Consider the following 16,747-nt stretch of genomic DNA (forward strand, 5'->3'; position numbering starts at 1 on the left):
TTGCTGACTCATTAAAGTGGCAGCCAATTAATATGACTGGACGAACAAAGCTATTTGGTACAAATGTGAATTTTGGAGCACGTTTTGACCCCTATGCTATTGATACAACGAGCACTGGACAACCAATCAGAGTGAATAAATCTGTATGGTCACAACAAGGTAAGTTGCTTCGTCTGGAAAGCGCCAACCTAAGTTTCGGACTTAATTTTGGATCTGATACTTTTAAGAAAAAGGATAAAAAACAAACAGATCCAAACGATTCAGAAGAAGATCCGGATGCACTACCACCTGATCCAATGAATGATCAGGAATTTGATCCAAGAGCTGCTTTTGAGGGCAGTAATGCCAGTTTTGCCATGGGTGATGATGGGTATGCCAAATTTGAGATCCCCTGGAATATATCACTGAACTATTCTTTTAGGTTGAGCAGAGGTGACTTCAATAAAAATAAAATGGATTACGATTTTAAGGTCACATCAGATATCAACTTAAATGGGAATATATCATTGACTCCTAAATGGCGTATTAACTTCGCCTCGGGTTATAGTTTCGACCGCAAAGAAATTGCCCATACAAATGTTGGTATTAGTCGTGATCTGCACTGTTGGAGCATGAATTTCAACCTTGTTCCGGTTGGACGGTATAAATCATACTTCTTTACGATACGAGTAAATTCAAGCATGTTACAAGACTTGAAGTATGAAAAACGTAACCATCCACGGGATAATGGAAACTTCTTTTAAAAATGATTAATCCTTAAATAAACTAATTAAAATGAAAAAGATTATTAGCACAACTAACGCGCCTGGAGCAATCGGACCATACAGCCAGGCTGTTGAAGTAAATGGAACATTGTACATTTCAGGTCAGGTTCCTGTTGATCCTGCAACCGGTAAAGTTGTTGAAGGCGGAATTAAAGAACAAACTGAGCAGGTAATGAAAAACATTGCTGCTATTCTTGAGGAAGCAGGTTATTCGTTTACTGATGTAGTTAAGTCAACTTGTCTGTTAAGCGACATGAGTAATTTCGCTACAATGAATGAGGTATATGGTTCTTATTACAAAGAAAATCCTCCTGCACGTGCCGCATTCGCTGTTAAGGAATTGCCTTTAAGTGTAATGGTGGAAATCGAAACGATTGCTGTAAAGTAATCAATTTCTAATAAACATATTTAAGCGGGTAACCATCAGGTTATCCGCTTTTATTTTATCCCTCCCCTCACCCTTACTCACCGGATGACTATTTGTAACACGCTATAGTCATCCGATGAGTATTTTTTTGCACACAAATATTAGGGCACTAAAAAACCACCATGTCCCCATGGTGGTTTATGTCTGTTTGAAAAATGTTTTTAATCTATCCGAGATTAATAAAAATGTTACTCGGCAACCACCTCAATTGAGATGTCTACCTTAACTTCACGGTGTAATTTCACAGTAGCTGCGTAAGTACCCAATTCCTTTGCATCTTCTTTCATAGAAATGTTCTTGCGCTCAACGCTGAACCCTTCTTTAGTTAAAGCTTCTGCAATTTGAATAGTATTAACAGAACCGAAAATCTTACCTGTTGATGAAGCTTTTGCACCGATAGTAAATGACTTACCTTCAAGTGTCTTAGCAACTTCAAGAGCTTCATTCTTGATTTTCTCTTCTTTATGAGCTCTCTGACGCAAGTTTTCTGCGTGTACTTTCTTAGCCGAAGGAGTTGCCAAAATAGCAAGTCCCTGAGGAATTAAATAGTTACGTCCGTAACCATTTTTTACCGTCACAATATCGTTCTTATGGCCAAGATTCTGAATATCTTCTTTTAAAATAATTTCCATCGTAAATCCTCCTTTTTCTTATTTCATCAAATCGGTTACGTATGGCAACAAGGCCAAGTGACGTGCACGCTTAACTGCTTGCGAAACTTTTCTTTGATACTTTAAAGATGTACCAGTCAGACGGCGAGGTAAAATTTTACCCTGCTCGTTTAAGAATTTCTTTAAGAACTCAGGATCTTTGTAATCGATATACTTGATCTTGTTCTTTTTGAAACGACAGTACTTCTTCTTTTTGATTTCTACTGACGGAGGAGTCAAATACCTGATTTCTGATTGATTCTGTGCCATGGTCTAGTTCTCCTTTTCTGCTTTTTTAGTTGATCTTCTTTTCTCTGCATACGCTTTTGCGTATTTGTCTAATCTGAATGACAAGAAACGGATAACACGCTCATCACGACGGAAAGCGGTTTCGAACTTGGCAATAAACTCAGGATTAGCGTCGAATTCGAACAACTGATAAAATCCTGTTGACTTCTTTTGAATTGGGTAAGCAAGCTTACGAAGTCCCCAATTTTCTTCATTTACGATCTCACCGCCGGCCTCAACAATCAAACCTTTGAATTTGTCGACCGCTTCCTTCATCTGAGCATCAGACAAAACGGGAGTTAAAATGAAAACGGTTTCATAACGATTTAACATATCTTCTTAAATTTTAGAAGGTTTAAATAATCAGGGCGCAAAGATAGAAATAAAATAAGAAGAAACAAAAAGGAAATAAGTGATTAATAATAAGTAAGTAGCCAGTAGATTCCTTAAACTCTACTGACTAATTACTACTAACTTATATCTTAGTGTTTATGCCCTGAGAAGTAACGCATAAACTGTACTCGTTCAAATACTTCAGGGTTGGATGATTTTCCTTGACTTAATCGTCCTTTAAATTCTGCAATTGATTCAACATTTCGACGCTCCATCCAGGCTTCCAACTCTTTCAGCATGGCACCTATTACCTCCGGCCCTTCTTTGTAAATGGCTGATACAACTTCTACAGCTGATGCTCCGGCTAACATCATTTTCACCATTGTACGATAATCATGTACACCGGTTGAAGCCACCATATCACACCCTGCTGTTGATGAGGCAATTGAAATCCACCTTAATGAATTCACGTATTCATCACTATTAGAATATACTTTACCTGTAATTACCTGATCATTTTCGATATCGTAATCAATGGATGTGAAACGATTAAATAATACCAATCCTTCTACTCCACTATGCGATAAACGATGGATTACATTACCAAGGTTAGTAAAGTATGATGCCAATTTTATTCCAACAGGAATGGACAAATGCTCCTTTACTTTCCGAACAATGTCAAAATAAACTTTTTCTACTTCTGCCGCTTCATCCTTAATACCAAAAGGCAGCTTGAAAATATTCAACTCAATGGCGTCAGCACCTGCTTCTTCAATCTTATGGGCAAAGGATACCCATTCACTATAGCTTGTACAATTAATACTGGCTATAATCGGGATGTCCACGGCTTCTTTGGCTTCGCGAATCAATGACACATAGCCTTCGAGCACTTCGTTCTTCACCTGGTAATCGTAATAATCATAAAACTCCAGGTTATTTTCATCCATTCCCAACTGCTGACCAACTGTTTGCTCGGCCTCTGCCTTAATCTCCTCTTCAAAGATGGATTTTAATACGATTGCCGCCGCTCCCGCTTCGGCCAGTTTTTTAATACCTCCTATCGTCGAGGCTAAACCGGAACTTCCAACTACAATTGGATTCTTAATGGGTAATCCTAAATATGTCGTTTTTAAATCTTTCATGGGTTTATGCGTTTAGTTTATCCTGTAAATACTTATGCATTGCTGCTGCTGCATTACGACCATCACCCATTGCCAGGATAACAGTAGCTCCACCACGCACTATATCACCACCAGCAAACATTTCCGGAATAGATGTTTGTAGTTTTTCTTCGTCCACAACGATGGTTCCCCAACGTGTTGTCTCTAACTGAGGTAAAGAACTTGGAATAAGTGGGTTTGGCGAAACACCAACACTTACTACCACTGTATCTACTTCAATATCATACTCAGAACCTTCTATTGCAACAGGTCGACGTCGCCCTGATGCATCCGGTTCACCTAGTTCCATTTTTTGTACACGCACTTTATTCACCCGGCCAGTTTCATCAGCAAAGTATTCAACCGGATTGGTCAAAGTCAGAAATTCAATTCCCTCTTCCTCGGCATGTTTAATTTCTTCAACACGGGCAGGCATTTCTTCCATCGAACGACGATATATGATCATGGCCCGATTGGCACCCAATCGTTTAGCTGTACGAACAGAATCCATTGCGGTATTACCTCCACCAATTACGGCAACATTTTTTCCACTGATAATTGGCGTATCGGTTTCAGGATTTGCTGCATCCATCAGGTTAACGCGCGTCAGGTATTCATTTGAACTTAGTATACCAATGTAGTTCTCACCCGGGATGTTCATAAATCGAGGTAATCCGGCCCCACTTCCCGTAAAGAAACCTTCAAACCCTTCTTCTTTCAAATCCTCTATCGTAGCAGTACGCCCGACAATAAAGTTATTTTCGAACTTCACTCCCATTTTCTTAAGGCTGTTGATCTCAACATCTACAATGCTGTTGGGCAGGCGAAATTCCGGAATACCATATTTCAAAACACCGCCAATTTCATGCAGGGCCTCGAAAACTGTTACGTCATACCCTTGTTTGGCCATATCACCGGCAAAAGTCAATCCGGCTGGTCCACTACCAATAACTGCTACTTTAATTCCGTTAGCAGTTGCTACCTCCGGTATGGATATTTGACCCGATTCGCGTTCATAATCGGCTGCAAAGCGCTCTAAGTGACCTATAGCTACAGGATCTTTTTTCATTTTCACCTGGTAGAAACACTTAGCTTCACATTGTTTCTCCTGAGGACAAACGCGCCCACAAACTGCAGGTAAAGCACTGGTCTCTTTTAAAACCTGAGCCGCTTGCAAGAACTCTCCCTGTTCAATTCGCTTAATAAACTTTGGAATATTAATTTCAACAGGACATCCGCTGATACAAGTCGGATCGGGACAGTCCAAGCATCGACGAGCTTCGTTAACAGCTTCATCCTCCGTTAAACCTGTATTAACCTCAATATTTGACTGGATGCGTTCCATTGGATCTACCTCACCCATATGTACACGGGTAAATCCTGTACGCTCTTTATTTTTGAGCAGTTTACGAATATCAACCCGCCATGCCTGCTCTCTTTCTTCTTTCAAAAATTCTTTTGTAACAGTCATAACTATTTGTCTTTCGATTTAAGATATTCTTGTTCTGCACCTTTTTCAATTTCCTTATAACCATTCAGGCGAAGTAACATCTCGTCAAAATCAACCTGATGTGCATCAAACTCAGGTCCATCCACGCAAACAAATTTAGTCTTACCGCCGACTGTAATACGGCAAGCTCCGCACATGCCTGTTCCATCCACCATAATTGTATTTAAACTGGCAACGGTCGGTACATTATATTCTTTGGTTGTTAAAGCAGCAAACTTCATCATGATAGCCGGCCCGATAACCACAGCCTCATCTACCTGCTCGCGCTCCATCACCTCTTTCATACCGTCTGTTATCAAGCCTTTTTTACCGTGAGATCCGTCATCCGTCATGATAATAACTTCATCTGAGTATTTAGCCATTTGCTCCTCCAGAATGATCAAATCTTTGGTTCGGGCAGCCAGTATCGTAATTACCCTGTTACCGGCCTTTTTCAAAGCTTCAACAATTGGTAACAATGGTGCTACTCCAACACCTCCACCGCAAGCAAGTACGGTACCCACATTTTCGATATGAGTTGCTTCACCCAATGGTCCGACTAAATCTGTTAATTCATCACCAACCTCAAGCTCAGTAATGCGGCGCGATGAAACGCCAACTCGTTGAATGACTAAGGTAATGGTTCCTCTTTCCGGGTCGGCAGCAGCTATCGTCAAAGGTATACGTTCACCTGTTTCGCCTACTTTGACAATTACAAAATGTCCTGCTCTTCTGGCTTTTGCAATTCGTGGAGCTTCAATTTCCAGACGAACAACGTTCTCTGAAAAAAACTCCTTTTCAATAATTCTGTTCATTATAACAAACGATTACTTAAGTTATAGTAACTTAGACCAAAGGTTATCTGAGCATTGCAGCTCTTATTCATTTAGAATTTCCAAAGGTAAAAATAGCGTTTGAAATATACTTAAATAATGACATTAGTTACCGATTAATTATTTACATCGAATCTAAATTATCCTGAAAATGGCTTAAACTTTGAATCTACACGACAGATGCTTTTAGTCACTATAAGTAATTTGAAAAAATTTTCTATTCAATCTCTACAAATCCAGATTAACTCCTCCTGCCGTACGTGCTATTTACACTGAAAATCTCTAAATGCCAAAGCCTATTATTGGATGTCATTATACAAAATGGGACACCAAAATGCATTAGGAACTCTTAAGTTTCATGGCATTTGAGTTAATATTCAGTATTTAGATTTCTCCTAAATAAGATGATCAAACATATAAAATGCAATAATTAGCATTACGATATCTTATATTTGTTTTCTGACTGGCCCAGGAATTAATAAACCAGAAACGAACAATAAATGGAAAGCTTAAAAGGAACAAAAACTGAACAAAACCTATTAAAAGCCTTTGCCGGTGAATCGCAGGCAAGAAATCGTTATACTTATTTTGCCAAGCAGGCTAAAAAAGAAGGACTGGAGCAAATATCAGCCATCTTTATGGAAACCGCAGAACAAGAACGGGAACATGCTAAACGCTTTTTCAAATTCTTAGAAGGAGGAATGGTTGAAATTACTGCAACCTACCCTGCCGGAATCATTGGAGATACAAAAGCAAATCTTCAAGCTGCAGCTGATGGAGAAAACGAAGAATGGACCGAATTATACCCTGAATTTGCAAAGGTTGCCGAAGAGGAAGGTTTTAAAGAAGTGGCTGTTGCGTTTAAAATGATTGCTAAGGTTGAAGCACATCATGAAGCAAGATACCGTAAACTTTATCAAAATCTGGAAGAAGGAAAAGTATTTGAAAAAGATGGTAAAGTGACCTGGATGTGTCGTAATTGTGGATTCATCCATGAAGGCACCAAAGCTCCTAAAACATGTCCGGCTTGTCTTCACTCCCAGGCTTATTTTGAAGTAAACGAATCCAATTACTAAACCGCAGAGTTAAGTATTGGCATACTCGAGGGCACCAATTTGGTTGCCCTCTTTTTTTGTCTTCCCGAAAGCAATTACTTTTGTGATTCCTTAATCCCGCAGATAACGCGGATTTTCGCGGAAAGTTTTTCATTCAATGTATGTGAATAAAAATCTGCGTTTGACTGGGCGATCAGCAGGAAATAAAAAAACTTGCAAATCTTAGGTAACTATAAAAACATTTGATATGAACATTGATGAACGGTTAGCCAATTCCAACTTTCCACTACCCGCCATTAGGGAAGTCAACTTATCCAAACATGCAACAGGTATAAGTCTTGGTTTAGGTGAGTTAAAGGACTTTAAAGTGGATACAAAAATATTTGAAGCTTTATCTGACAATTGGCTGAATGGTGCAACAAGCTATACACAAAATGCGGGACTTCCTGAACTTAGAAAAGCAATTGCTGCGAAACAAAAGTTTCAGGATGGATTTAAATATACTGAAGAACATGTTGTTGTAACTATAGGTGTGCAGAATGCTATATACGCATCCATTAAAACTCTATCTAAATTAGGTGCCCGGCGCGTTTTAATTCCAGCCATCCATTTTGGTATTTATAAAAAAATTCCTGCCGAATTTGATATGGAAGTCATCACCTATCCATTAAATGATGATTTTAGTATTGATACAAAAATGCTGGAAAAGATAGTGTTACCCAACGATGTAGTAATTTTAAATTCCCCTTCGAATCCAACCGGTAAAGTTTTTTCTGATATGGAGTTAAAAAAACTGGCATCTATACTGGAAAAGAGACTAACAAGCGGATATGTAATTGCTGATGAGATATATGGTTCTTTAGTATATGACGGGGAAGGTTTTAAAAGCTTTTCTGCATATTTTGACAGGACAATAATTGCGGATGGAATTTCAAAAAGTGGTGCTGTGGCCGGACTGCGAGTGGGATGGTTAATCACGCGTAACAAACAATTGGCTAAAGCATTTACATCAAATAATGCTTCAATAATAAGTACGCCTCCAACTGCAAATCAATTTGCTGCCTTACCTATTGTAAACGGAGAAACACAAAAGACAATTAACACTTACAATCAAACACTTAAGCTTAATCGTGATAAAGTTGTCAAAATGCTCGATGAGCTAAATATTGAATACAACCTGCCAGAAGGAAGCTTTTATATTTTTCCGAAAATATCAGAATCTATTGATACAAAGGATTTTTGTTTAAATACAGCTAAGAAAGAGAATGGGGTCGTTGTTATCCCTGGCATTGCTTTTGGTGCAAAAGAATATATTCGTATTTCGCTGGCTTCGAATGAAATGGAAGAAGGCTTAAAGAGACTAAAGGAGGCATTGGTTAACTATTTGAAATAAAACGTTCATGTCTGGGAAACTCCAACAGTCATGAAATAAACTTGCTAAGCGCTTTTAATGCGCTAAGCGAATTGTAAGATTTAAAAAAAGGTGCCTAGTTGGGCACCTTTTTTATTATATCTAACTATAACTTCTATGCATTAAAATGATATAAGAAAACAATCTCTCCTTCATAGGCTGGTTTTCTGTTTCCTTCAATTTCTAACTTAATACCAATATTAGCTCTTGTAACACCACGCAAGTTAACGGCATTATTTACCTTAGCATGTAAACGAACCTTATTATTGACCAATACTGGCGCATTAAACTTTAGTTTCTCAATACCGTAATTCACTTGCATTTTCAGATTTTGAACATCAACAATCTGATTCCACAAATGTGGTAAAATCGAAATGGTCAAATATCCGTGCGCAATGGTATTACCAAAAGGTGATTCATTTTTGGCTTTTTCTACATCGGTATGAATCCACTGGTGATCCAGTGTTGCATCTGCAAATAGGTTAATTTGTTCTTGAGTAAATTCATGATAATCAGATATACCAAGATCGGAACCGATTAACTTTTCTAATTCATCAAAACTTTTAATTACTACTTTACTCATTACTATATTTATTTTTAAAATGACGGCGCTAAGATAAAAGAAATCAATTAATGATCGTTATATCCATCAATTTGAAACGAAGTCTGCACCTCTGTACCGAAAAAAGTTCATCAAACTATCCGAAAACGTTTGCAATTCAACACCTTAATTAATTTTACAGATTATTCATCTTACATCTTGAACTCACTACACTTAAAACTAAAGCCTTATTACGCTGATAATCCATAACATATAAGTGTAACTGCATCAGCGAGAATAATCCCGAGTACTGTGGGCAACTCAATAAACAGGCGCATGATAGACCGTGTTTTCGTAAATTGCCTTGGCATTGGAAAGCCAAATCCATTCGCACAATTATTACCAAATAAGATAAATTCCATGAGTATTCGCAGACGGTTATTTCTTCTAAATCTACTATTATTAATAAGCTTTGGAGTGTGGGGCCAGAATCCTGATCGCCACTTCAAATCCTATTTATTAGATAATAATCAATTAAAAATTGAAGTTTCAGATGGAACTATTTCCATTACGCCATATTCTAAATACAGCATTGAAGTTTTATTTACACCCGAAGCATCAACCAATGTTTTCCCATCTCAGGCTATTGCTGCAAGCCCATATACGGGCAAAACAAAACTCAACGAAACTGGGGATCAACTGCATTTCTCAACCGGATATTTAGATGTAACCATCACCAAACAACCATTTAAGGTTGAGTATTTCTGCAATGGCAATCGACTATTATCTGAAGAAAAAGGATATATCCATCAGGAAAGAGGTGGAGGATTTCGCTTTAACCTGATTGATGAAGAAGTATTGATGGGTGGTGGAGAAAGAGCTCTTGGAATGAATCGAAGAGGACATCGTCTGCAACTCTATAACAAAGCCAGTTATGGTTATGAAACCTATGCTGAGCTAATGTATTATTCAATGCCACTTATTATTTCATCGAATAAATATATGGTGGGTTTTGACAATGGCGCCAGTGGTTGGTTAGATCTTGGCAAAACCGAACATGATATCATGCAGTTCGATGCTGTTGGCGGACGAATGAGTTATTTCATTGTAGCAGGAGATACATGGCCATCATTGATCAGTAATTTCTCCGAATTGATCGGCCATCAGCCTATGTTACCACGTTGGGCATTAGGTAATATATCTTCCCGTATGGGTTACCATTCCCAAGATGAAGTGGAATCTGTGATAGATAAATATCTTGAAGATGATATTCCTTTAGATGGAGTTGTTCTGGATCTTTTTTGGTTTGGTCCTGATGTGAAAGGGCACATGGGCAACCTGGAATGGGATCTTGATTCTTTCCCTGAACCAGAGCAAATGTTAAAACGGAATGCTAAAAAAGGAGTAAAAACAGTGCTTATAACCGAGCCTTTTATATTAAAGGAAAGTGGTAAATACCCAGAATGCGCTGAGCAGAACTTATTGGGAGTTGATTCTGTTGGAAATCCTTATATATTCGATTTCTTTTTTGGAACAACGGCCCTTTTAGACATTTTTAAACCCGAAACACAATACTGGTTCTGGAATATCTATAAAAAGCATACACTTTCGGGTGTTGATGGCTGGTGGGGCGATTTAGGTGAACCCGAGGTACACCCCGATGATCTGCTTCATATTAACGGACGGGCTGATGAAGTCCATAACCTTTATGGTCACGAATGGTCGAAGATGGTTTACAAAGGATTTCAAAGCGATTTTCCTGAAAGACGTCCGGTTATATTGATGCGTTCCGGTTTTATTGGCTCACAGCGTTATGGATTAGTGCCCTGGTCGGGCGATGTGAATCGCTCATGGGGCGGATTGCAATCGCAAGTGGAAATTTCTCTGCAGATGGGCTTACAAGGCATGGCCTACATGCACTCTGATTTAGGTGGTTTTGCCGGTGATTACAAAGATGCTGAACTTTACACACGCTGGTTGCAATATGGTGTTTTCCAACCCATCTATCGAACTCATGCGCAGGAGGATGTTCCGCCCGAACCCATTTTCTGGGACGATACCACTAAAAATATTATCCGCGATTACATTAAACTGCGGTACCAATTAATGCCATACACTTACACATTGATGCATGAAAACAATACCTCAGGCTTGCCTTTAATGCGACCATTGTTTTACATTGATGACAAGCCGGAGTTGCTTCATGAAACGACAACTTATCTTTGGGGTGATGCGTTTTTGGTTTCACCGGTGGTTGAGAAGGGCATCTCCTCTCAGTCTGTTTATTTACCGGATAACGCAATCTGGTTCAATTATTTCACCGGCGAAAGGCATAAAGGCGGGCAAACAATTGATGTGTCGGTTGACCTGACAACCATACCGGTGTTTGTTAAAGCAGGATCTTTTGTTCCAATGGTAGAAACTTTTCAGAATGCCGAAGTTTATTCCAGTCAGAACCTGACAGTTCATTACTATCATGACGCATCTGTAAACCAGGGAAAAGGATACATGTATGAAGACGATGGTCAATCGGCAGATAGTTACGCATCAAAAAAATACGAAACCATCCGTTTTGAATACCGAAATGATGAAGGTATTAACTTCACATTCACTCCAACACGCTTTCATTACAATGGAATGCCTGAGAACCGAACCATTGAACTGGTTGTTCACAACATCACTCAAAAGCATAAAAAAATCATAATTAACAATCAACAGTATAAAGTGGCTAAGCACTTAGACGATGGTAAAACAGGTGCCTGTTACAATGCCACTGATAAACAATTACACATTCGATTTGAATTAAGTCATGAAGCAATAGAAATCAAAACCAAATAAAATCTTCATATGTACAAAAAAGCATTATTTACGCTATTAATTGCTTTTGCGTTAATAGCATGCAAGCAACAGCAAAATCAACAAACAGAAGTTCAACCTGAAGGGAAAGCTGTTGTCTATCAGGTTTTCACCCGTTTGTTTGGAAATACGAACACCACCAATAAGGCCTGGGGCACCATTGAAGAAAATGGTGTTGGTAAGTTTAATGACTTCACCGACAAAGCACTCACAGAGATAAAAGATCTTGGTGTTACCCACATCTGGTATACAGGTGTACCACATCATGCAGTCATTAACGATTACACCGCTTATGGAATCTCCAATGATGATCCTGATGTTGTAAAAGGTCGTGCCGGATCGCCATATGCCGTTAAAGACTATTACAACGTTAATCCCGATTTAGCGGTTGATCCTCAAAACCGTCTGGACGAGTTCATGGCTTTAATTGAACGCACACATAAACACGGTATGAAAGTACTGATTGACATTGTCCCCAACCATGTGGCCCGTCATTACGAAGGCAAAACAAATCCTGAAGGTGTAACAGACTTTGGTGTCAACGACGATACCTCAGTAGAGTATGCTGTCAATAATAACTTCTACTATATACCCGGTCAATCCTTTAAGGTGCCCGAGCCTGAAAATAACTATAAACCATTGGGCGGAGAAGCACATCCGCTGGCCGATGGTCGTTTTGAAGAAACTCCGGCCAAATGGACTGGTAATGGTTCACGCCTTGCTCAACCCAATATTCACGATTGGTATGAAACCGTTAAGATCAATTATGGTGTTCGCCCTGATGGCACCAAAGATTTTCCAGAGTTGCCTGAAGGTTACGAGCTAAAAGATTATAAGGCTCACCATGCATACTGGCAGGATAAAACCTTGCCTGATTCTTGGATCAAGTTTCGTGACATTGCTTTGTATTGGACAGAATTGGGCGTTGATGGATTCCGGTTCGATATGGCAGAGATGGTGCCAGTAGAATTCTGGAGCTTTATGAATTCATCCATCAAAACGGCCAATCCGGATGCTTTCTTATTGGCCGAAGTATACAATCCAAGCCTGTATCGTGATTATATCCACAAGGGTAAAATGGATTATCTATATGACAAGGTTGAACTGTATGATACCTTAAAGCATGTGATGCAGGGCCACGGTTTAACCGACAACATACCTGCCATTCAGGAAGGACTTAAGGACATTGAACACCACATGTTACACTTCCTCGAAAATCATGATGAGCAACGCATTGCCAGTCCTGAATTTGCAGGAGATGCTCAAAAAGGTAAGCCTGCCATGGTGGTATCAACCTGCATCAGCACCTCTCCTACCATGCTCTATTTTGGACAGGAAGTGGGCGAACCAGGTGCTGAAGATGCCGGCTTCGGAAGCAACAGCCGCACCAGTATTTTCGATTACATAGGTGTACCTCACCATCAGCGTTGGGTCAACAACGGCGCTTTTGATGGTGGACAATTGAGCGATGATGAAAAAGACTTGAGAGATTTTTATAAACGACTATTATCATTCTCTGCTCAAAGTCCGGCACTGATGGGTGATTATGCCGAAATACACACACACAACCGAACGGCAACAGAAGGATATGGTGATAAGGTATTCTCATTTGTTCGTTGGAATGATAGCGAACAACTAATTGTACTTTCCAGCTTTAAACCATCTGATACGGTAGCCTTTTCTCTGAAAGTACCACAGGAAATCATCAAGAAATGGGGTCTTTCAGATGGTGACTACCAGCTTACCGATGCTCTTTATGGATCAACCAATACTCTAAAAGTAAAAGATGGTGAAGGTATTATCAAATCTTCGCTTAAACCATTGGAATCTTTTATTTACAGACTGAATTAAGCATTATCTACTTCTATTAAAAAGCTAAAGTTGTCTAGGCAGCTTTAGCTTTTTTTTGCGGTAATATCGAGTATTTAACTGCGGTCAGACAACTAGTGTCAAGTCAAGTCTCAATCTTCGGATATTTAATTTCCCCCATCGCCTTTCAGGCACTTCCCCAAAGGGGAAGATTTCTGCAGACTCACTTGCAAATTCTCCCCTTGGGGAGATACCCATAGGGAGAGGGGGATTTATGCTTTAACCCAAAGTTTTAAGCTTGACTTGACACCAGTATTCGCCAACTTTTTCTTTTCCGACTGATTGCACTGATTAACGCAGATTTTTATTCGTTCAGTCATATGAAACTATTTTCAGGGTAAACCTGCAGAATTTTGCCTTACAAAGAAAGGAGAAAACTTCAACCGAAGTATAGAAAATGTCAACCAGAGGCGAGATACCGTTAACCAGAGATGAGATGTTGTTAACCAGAGACAGGAAAACATCAACCGAAGAAAGGAAGTTGTTAACCGAAGAAGAGAAAATGTTAACCGAAAACGATAAAGTAACAACCAAGTAGTAGAAATAGCTGACCAGATATGTAAAAACTACATCTAGTGTTGTGAAAGTAAGAACTGAATCTGTTTTTATACCAGAAAAGCTGTTTCGAGGGTTGTTAAACTGATTGCTTTTACTGGATTATAGAATGGATTCTTGGTACAATAAAATAATCAATTGCAGTATTTTGATTTATTGCGGGTTCAACATATTGAGCTATTTTTGAAATAAAAAAATGCAGCTTAAACCTAACACTTACAGCCCGTTTGAAGAAAAAATCAATATTTATTCTCATTTTTCAGGTATTATTCTTGGAGTGGTTGCCATAACACTTCTCTTATTGAAAGCAACATCACCACTTGCTTTGGGAGTTTATCTGGTGTATGGATGTTGTATGCTTTCTCTTTTTGTAGCATCCACCCTGTATCATTCAGAAAAGAACACTTTGCGACGAGCCAAGCTAAAAGTATTCGATCATTGTGCCATTTATCTTATGATTGCCGGCTCCTATATACCTTTTTTAATATTAGGCATCGGAGATATTTGGGCCTATGCATTACTGGCAGGAGTGTGGATATTGGCAATAACAGGCATCATACTCAAACTTTTTTATACCGGCCGATATAAATTACTTTCCACCATTAGTTATGTGTTATTGGGATGGATCGTGATTATTGCAATAAAACCATTAATCGAACACTTATCATCACATACTTTACTTTGGTTATCTCTGGGTGGGGTGTTTTATACACTGGGAGCTGTTCTCTATCAGATCAAACAAATTCCACTTAACCATGCACTGTTTCACCTATTTGTTTTAGCGGGCGCTTACGCTCACTTTCATGCGATATACTGGTATCTATAGTTAATCTATTAAATCATCTAGTACCGATTCAAAATCGGGATAAGCAAAATGAAAATTGTCTTGCTGTAATCTTTTAGGTAGTACTTTCTGACCTTGTAATAACATTTTTGAGCCTTCGCCATACATTAACCTTAGTGCAAATTCAGGAACAAATGGTACTATCGATTTTCGGGTTCTTTTTTGCAATGCAGTTGTAATCTCCAGGTTCGACAACATTTGAGGTGCTACAAGGTTGTAAATACCACTTGATGCATCGCGCTGAATAAGATACCAAAAGGCGCTTAAGACATCCATAATATGAATAAAAGGAAACACCTGGTGACCATTCCCCAACTTGGCACCAAATCCCAACTTAAAAGGCTTTATCATACGCGGAAATGCCCCGGCTTCTTTTCCAAGCACCACCCCCAGACGCACAATGCACAATCGAACATTATCGAGTGTTTGCGTCCTGCAGGCTTTTGATTCCCATTGCTGACAGACATCGCCTAAAAAATCATCTGCATAATTTGTCGAAAATTCATCATGAACCTCATAAGTATCATAAATACCAACTGCAGATGTAGAAATAAATAAATCGGGCTTTTCATCCATTTGATGAATGGTATCAACGAGTTTCTCAGTTGTATCAATTCTGCTTCTTAATATTTCCCTTTTATATGCCGCAGTCCATTTTTTAGCCACAGGAGCACCCGCCAGATTAATAATGACTGAACATCCTTTCAGACGCTCACTAAGCAAATCGCTTTTTTCTTTAAAATGCTGACGTTTCAACCCCACAACCTCAAAGCCATTTTCTTTGAGGAAACGTTTTAGATTTCTCCCAATAAAACCAGTTACTCCACTTATTGCTACCTTATTATTTTTAAGCCCTTGTGGCATAGTATTTTATTCTTTATTTAATTATTACATTAAGATGTCACGATTCATTCAGATACCCCTGTAATTCCTCATCAGTTACACCCATTTCCATCTTCCCCTTACTGAAGAACGAGATTCGTCCGGTTTCTTCTGACACAACTATTGCATGTGCATCGGTTGACTCGGTAATACCCATTGCAGCTCTGTGTCTTAATCCTACCCGCTTGGGCAAATCTGTATTTTGGGAAACCGGCAAAATACATCCGGCAGCCTTAATTTTATTACCTGTAATTATAACAGCTCCATCATGTAAAGGGCTATTTTTAAAAAAAATATTTTCAAGCAACTGTGAAGATATCACCCCATTAATCAACTCACCAGTCTGAACATAGTCGAGCAACTCTGAATCTTTTGTAATCACAATCAAAGCTCCGGTTTTTGTTTTTGCCAAGGACATGCATGCCCTCACAACGGGTTTGTTATAGATGTTCATCATCCCCTTTGATTCCGACATAAACACCTTCTCCATTGAAAAGCGGTTCGTTACATTATAACGAGAGCCTAATAACAAAAGAAAGCGCCTTATCTCCTGCTGAAATACAACGATAAAAGCAATTACTCCAACACTTACCACTTTATCCATTATACTGGTGGATAATTGCATGTTGAAAATATTGATAATAAACCAGAATAGACCAAACGCCGCAATACCAATCATAATGTTTAAGGCCACAGTACCTTTAATCAGCTTATAAATGCGAAACATCAGGTACGCTACCAAAACAATGTCGACTAAATCGATAAAGCGTATATCAAGAAAAGTCATCCG

At 39.0% G+C, this 16,747-nt stretch carries 17 protein-coding genes; 8 read left to right on the top strand and 9 right to left on the bottom strand.

The window, feature by feature from the left end; genetic code table 11:
- Positions 1 to 743, top strand: a 743-nt coding sequence (locus tag AC4MRQ_RS05720; protein WP_491196693.1) for a putative LPS assembly protein LptD, incomplete at its 5' end; no start/stop codon positions are given.
- Between the two features lie 31 nt (positions 744 to 774).
- Entirely contained in the window at positions 775 to 1,152 is a 378-nt protein-coding gene (locus tag AC4MRQ_RS05725; protein ID WP_491196694.1) for a RidA family protein, read from the top strand.
- 227 nt (positions 1,153 to 1,379) lie between these two features.
- Here AC4MRQ_RS05725 and rplI read toward each other — a convergent pair whose 3' ends face one another.
- The 6 genes from rplI to AC4MRQ_RS05755 form a co-directional block, all read right to left on the bottom strand.
- Positions 1,380 to 1,823 carry a 50S ribosomal protein L9 gene (gene rplI, locus AC4MRQ_RS05730; RefSeq protein ID WP_491196695.1) on the bottom strand — a complete coding sequence of 148 codons (444 nt, stop codon included), beginning with the start codon at positions 1,821 to 1,823 and terminating at the stop codon, positions 1,380 to 1,382.
- 18 nt (positions 1,824 to 1,841) lie between these two features.
- Positions 1,842 to 2,111 (bottom strand): 30S ribosomal protein S18, encoded by a 270-nt coding sequence (gene rpsR, locus AC4MRQ_RS05735; protein WP_143302667.1) that lies wholly within the window; start codon positions 2,109 to 2,111, stop codon positions 1,842 to 1,844.
- 3 nt (positions 2,112 to 2,114) lie between these two features.
- A complete protein-coding gene (gene rpsF, locus AC4MRQ_RS05740; protein WP_491196696.1) occupies positions 2,115 to 2,462 on the bottom strand; it encodes a 30S ribosomal protein S6 in 348 nt (115 codons plus the stop codon).
- A gap of 149 nt (positions 2,463 to 2,611) precedes the next feature.
- Positions 2,612 to 3,604, bottom strand: coding sequence for a dihydroorotate dehydrogenase-like protein (locus AC4MRQ_RS05745; protein ID WP_491196697.1), 993 nt, complete (start codon positions 3,602 to 3,604; stop codon positions 2,612 to 2,614).
- A gap of 4 nt (positions 3,605 to 3,608) precedes the next feature.
- Positions 3,609 to 5,093 carry an NADPH-dependent glutamate synthase gene (gene gltA / locus AC4MRQ_RS05750; RefSeq protein ID WP_491196698.1) on the bottom strand — a complete coding sequence of 495 codons (1,485 nt, stop codon included), beginning with the start codon at positions 5,091 to 5,093 and terminating at the stop codon, positions 3,609 to 3,611.
- A 2-nt stretch (positions 5,094 to 5,095) separates the two neighbouring features.
- Positions 5,096 to 5,926 carry a sulfide/dihydroorotate dehydrogenase-like FAD/NAD-binding protein gene (locus AC4MRQ_RS05755; protein ID WP_491196699.1) on the bottom strand — a complete coding sequence of 277 codons (831 nt, stop codon included), beginning with the start codon at positions 5,924 to 5,926 and terminating at the stop codon, positions 5,096 to 5,098.
- Positions 5,927 to 6,444: 518 nt separating this feature from the next.
- Between AC4MRQ_RS05755 and rbr the strand changes: the two genes are divergently transcribed.
- Both rbr and AC4MRQ_RS05765 read left to right on the top strand, forming a co-directional pair.
- The gene (rbr, locus tag AC4MRQ_RS05760; RefSeq protein ID WP_491196700.1) at positions 6,445 to 7,020 is read left to right on the top strand and encodes a rubrerythrin; all 576 of its coding nucleotides are present in this window, start codon (positions 6,445 to 6,447) and stop codon (positions 7,018 to 7,020) included.
- A gap of 226 nt (positions 7,021 to 7,246) precedes the next feature.
- Positions 7,247 to 8,392, top strand: a complete 1,146-nt coding sequence (locus AC4MRQ_RS05765) for a pyridoxal phosphate-dependent aminotransferase (RefSeq protein WP_491196701.1) — start codon at positions 7,247 to 7,249, stop codon at positions 8,390 to 8,392.
- Positions 8,393 to 8,525: 133 nt separating this feature from the next.
- On the opposite strand, the gene AC4MRQ_RS05770 is transcribed toward AC4MRQ_RS05765, so the two are convergent.
- Entirely contained in the window at positions 8,526 to 8,993 is a 468-nt protein-coding gene (locus tag AC4MRQ_RS05770) for a MaoC family dehydratase (RefSeq protein ID WP_491196702.1), read from the bottom strand.
- 378 nt (positions 8,994 to 9,371) lie between these two features.
- On the opposite strand from AC4MRQ_RS05770, the gene AC4MRQ_RS05775 reads away from it, so the two are divergent.
- From AC4MRQ_RS05775 to trhA, 4 genes are all read left to right on the top strand, one after another.
- Entirely contained in the window at positions 9,372 to 11,789 is a 2,418-nt protein-coding gene (locus AC4MRQ_RS05775; protein ID WP_491196703.1) for a glycoside hydrolase family 31 protein, read from the top strand.
- A gap of 9 nt (positions 11,790 to 11,798) precedes the next feature.
- Complete coding sequence (locus AC4MRQ_RS05780; RefSeq protein ID WP_491196704.1) at positions 11,799 to 13,658, top strand: alpha-amylase family protein; 1,860 nt, start codon at positions 11,799 to 11,801, stop codon at positions 13,656 to 13,658.
- 415 nt (positions 13,659 to 14,073) lie between these two features.
- Positions 14,074 to 14,214, top strand: coding sequence for a hypothetical protein (locus AC4MRQ_RS05785; protein ID WP_491196705.1), 141 nt, complete (start codon positions 14,074 to 14,076; stop codon positions 14,212 to 14,214).
- Positions 14,215 to 14,427: 213 nt separating this feature from the next.
- Positions 14,428 to 15,057, top strand: coding sequence for a PAQR family membrane homeostasis protein TrhA (trhA, locus tag AC4MRQ_RS05790; RefSeq protein WP_491196706.1), 630 nt, complete (start codon positions 14,428 to 14,430; stop codon positions 15,055 to 15,057).
- On the opposite strand, the gene AC4MRQ_RS05795 is transcribed toward trhA, so the two are convergent.
- On the bottom strand, positions 15,058 to 15,939 hold the full coding sequence (locus AC4MRQ_RS05795; protein WP_491196707.1) for a TIGR01777 family oxidoreductase: 882 nt from the start codon (positions 15,937 to 15,939) through the stop codon (positions 15,058 to 15,060).
- Positions 15,940 to 15,976: 37 nt separating this feature from the next.
- The gene (gene cdaA / locus AC4MRQ_RS05800) at positions 15,977 to 16,744 is read right to left on the bottom strand and encodes a diadenylate cyclase CdaA (protein ID WP_491196708.1); all 768 of its coding nucleotides are present in this window, start codon (positions 16,742 to 16,744) and stop codon (positions 15,977 to 15,979) included.
- Between the last annotated feature and the right edge of the window lie 3 nt (positions 16,745 to 16,747).

The organism is Carboxylicivirga sp. (genome assembly GCF_982718395.1).

Bases quoted from the DNA above. Each gene is read 5' to 3' on its own strand.
- AC4MRQ_RS05785 (WP_491196705.1), top strand. From the start codon at position 14,074: ATGTCAACCAGAGGCGAGATACCGTTAACCAGAGATGAGATGTTGTTA.
- AC4MRQ_RS05780 (WP_491196704.1), top strand. From the start codon at position 11,799: ATGTACAAAAAAGCATTATTTACGCTATTAATTGCTTTTGCGTTAATA.
- AC4MRQ_RS05765 (WP_491196701.1), top strand. From the start codon at position 7,247: ATGAACATTGATGAACGGTTAGCCAATTCCAACTTTCCACTACCCGCC.
- AC4MRQ_RS05745 (WP_491196697.1), bottom strand. From the start codon at position 3,604: ATGAAAGATTTAAAAACGACATATTTAGGATTACCCATTAAGAATCCA.
- cdaA (WP_491196708.1), bottom strand. From the start codon at position 16,744: ATGACTTTTCTTGATATACGCTTTATCGATTTAGTCGACATTGTTTTG.
- AC4MRQ_RS05755 (WP_491196699.1), bottom strand. From the start codon at position 5,926: ATGAACAGAATTATTGAAAAGGAGTTTTTTTCAGAGAACGTTGTTCGT.
- AC4MRQ_RS05770 (WP_491196702.1), bottom strand. From the start codon at position 8,993: ATGAGTAAAGTAGTAATTAAAAGTTTTGATGAATTAGAAAAGTTAATC.
- AC4MRQ_RS05775 (WP_491196703.1), top strand. From the start codon at position 9,372: ATGAGTATTCGCAGACGGTTATTTCTTCTAAATCTACTATTATTAATA.
- trhA (WP_491196706.1), top strand. From the start codon at position 14,428: ATGCAGCTTAAACCTAACACTTACAGCCCGTTTGAAGAAAAAATCAAT.
- gltA (WP_491196698.1), bottom strand. From the start codon at position 5,093: ATGACTGTTACAAAAGAATTTTTGAAAGAAGAAAGAGAGCAGGCATGG.
- rpsF (WP_491196696.1), bottom strand. From the start codon at position 2,462: ATGTTAAATCGTTATGAAACCGTTTTCATTTTAACTCCCGTTTTGTCT.
- rpsR (WP_143302667.1), bottom strand. From the start codon at position 2,111: ATGGCACAGAATCAATCAGAAATCAGGTATTTGACTCCTCCGTCAGTA.
- rplI (WP_491196695.1), bottom strand. From the start codon at position 1,823: ATGGAAATTATTTTAAAAGAAGATATTCAGAATCTTGGCCATAAGAAC.
- AC4MRQ_RS05725 (WP_491196694.1), top strand. From the start codon at position 775: ATGAAAAAGATTATTAGCACAACTAACGCGCCTGGAGCAATCGGACCA.
- rbr (WP_491196700.1), top strand. From the start codon at position 6,445: ATGGAAAGCTTAAAAGGAACAAAAACTGAACAAAACCTATTAAAAGCC.
- AC4MRQ_RS05795 (WP_491196707.1), bottom strand. From the start codon at position 15,939: ATGCCACAAGGGCTTAAAAATAATAAGGTAGCAATAAGTGGAGTAACT.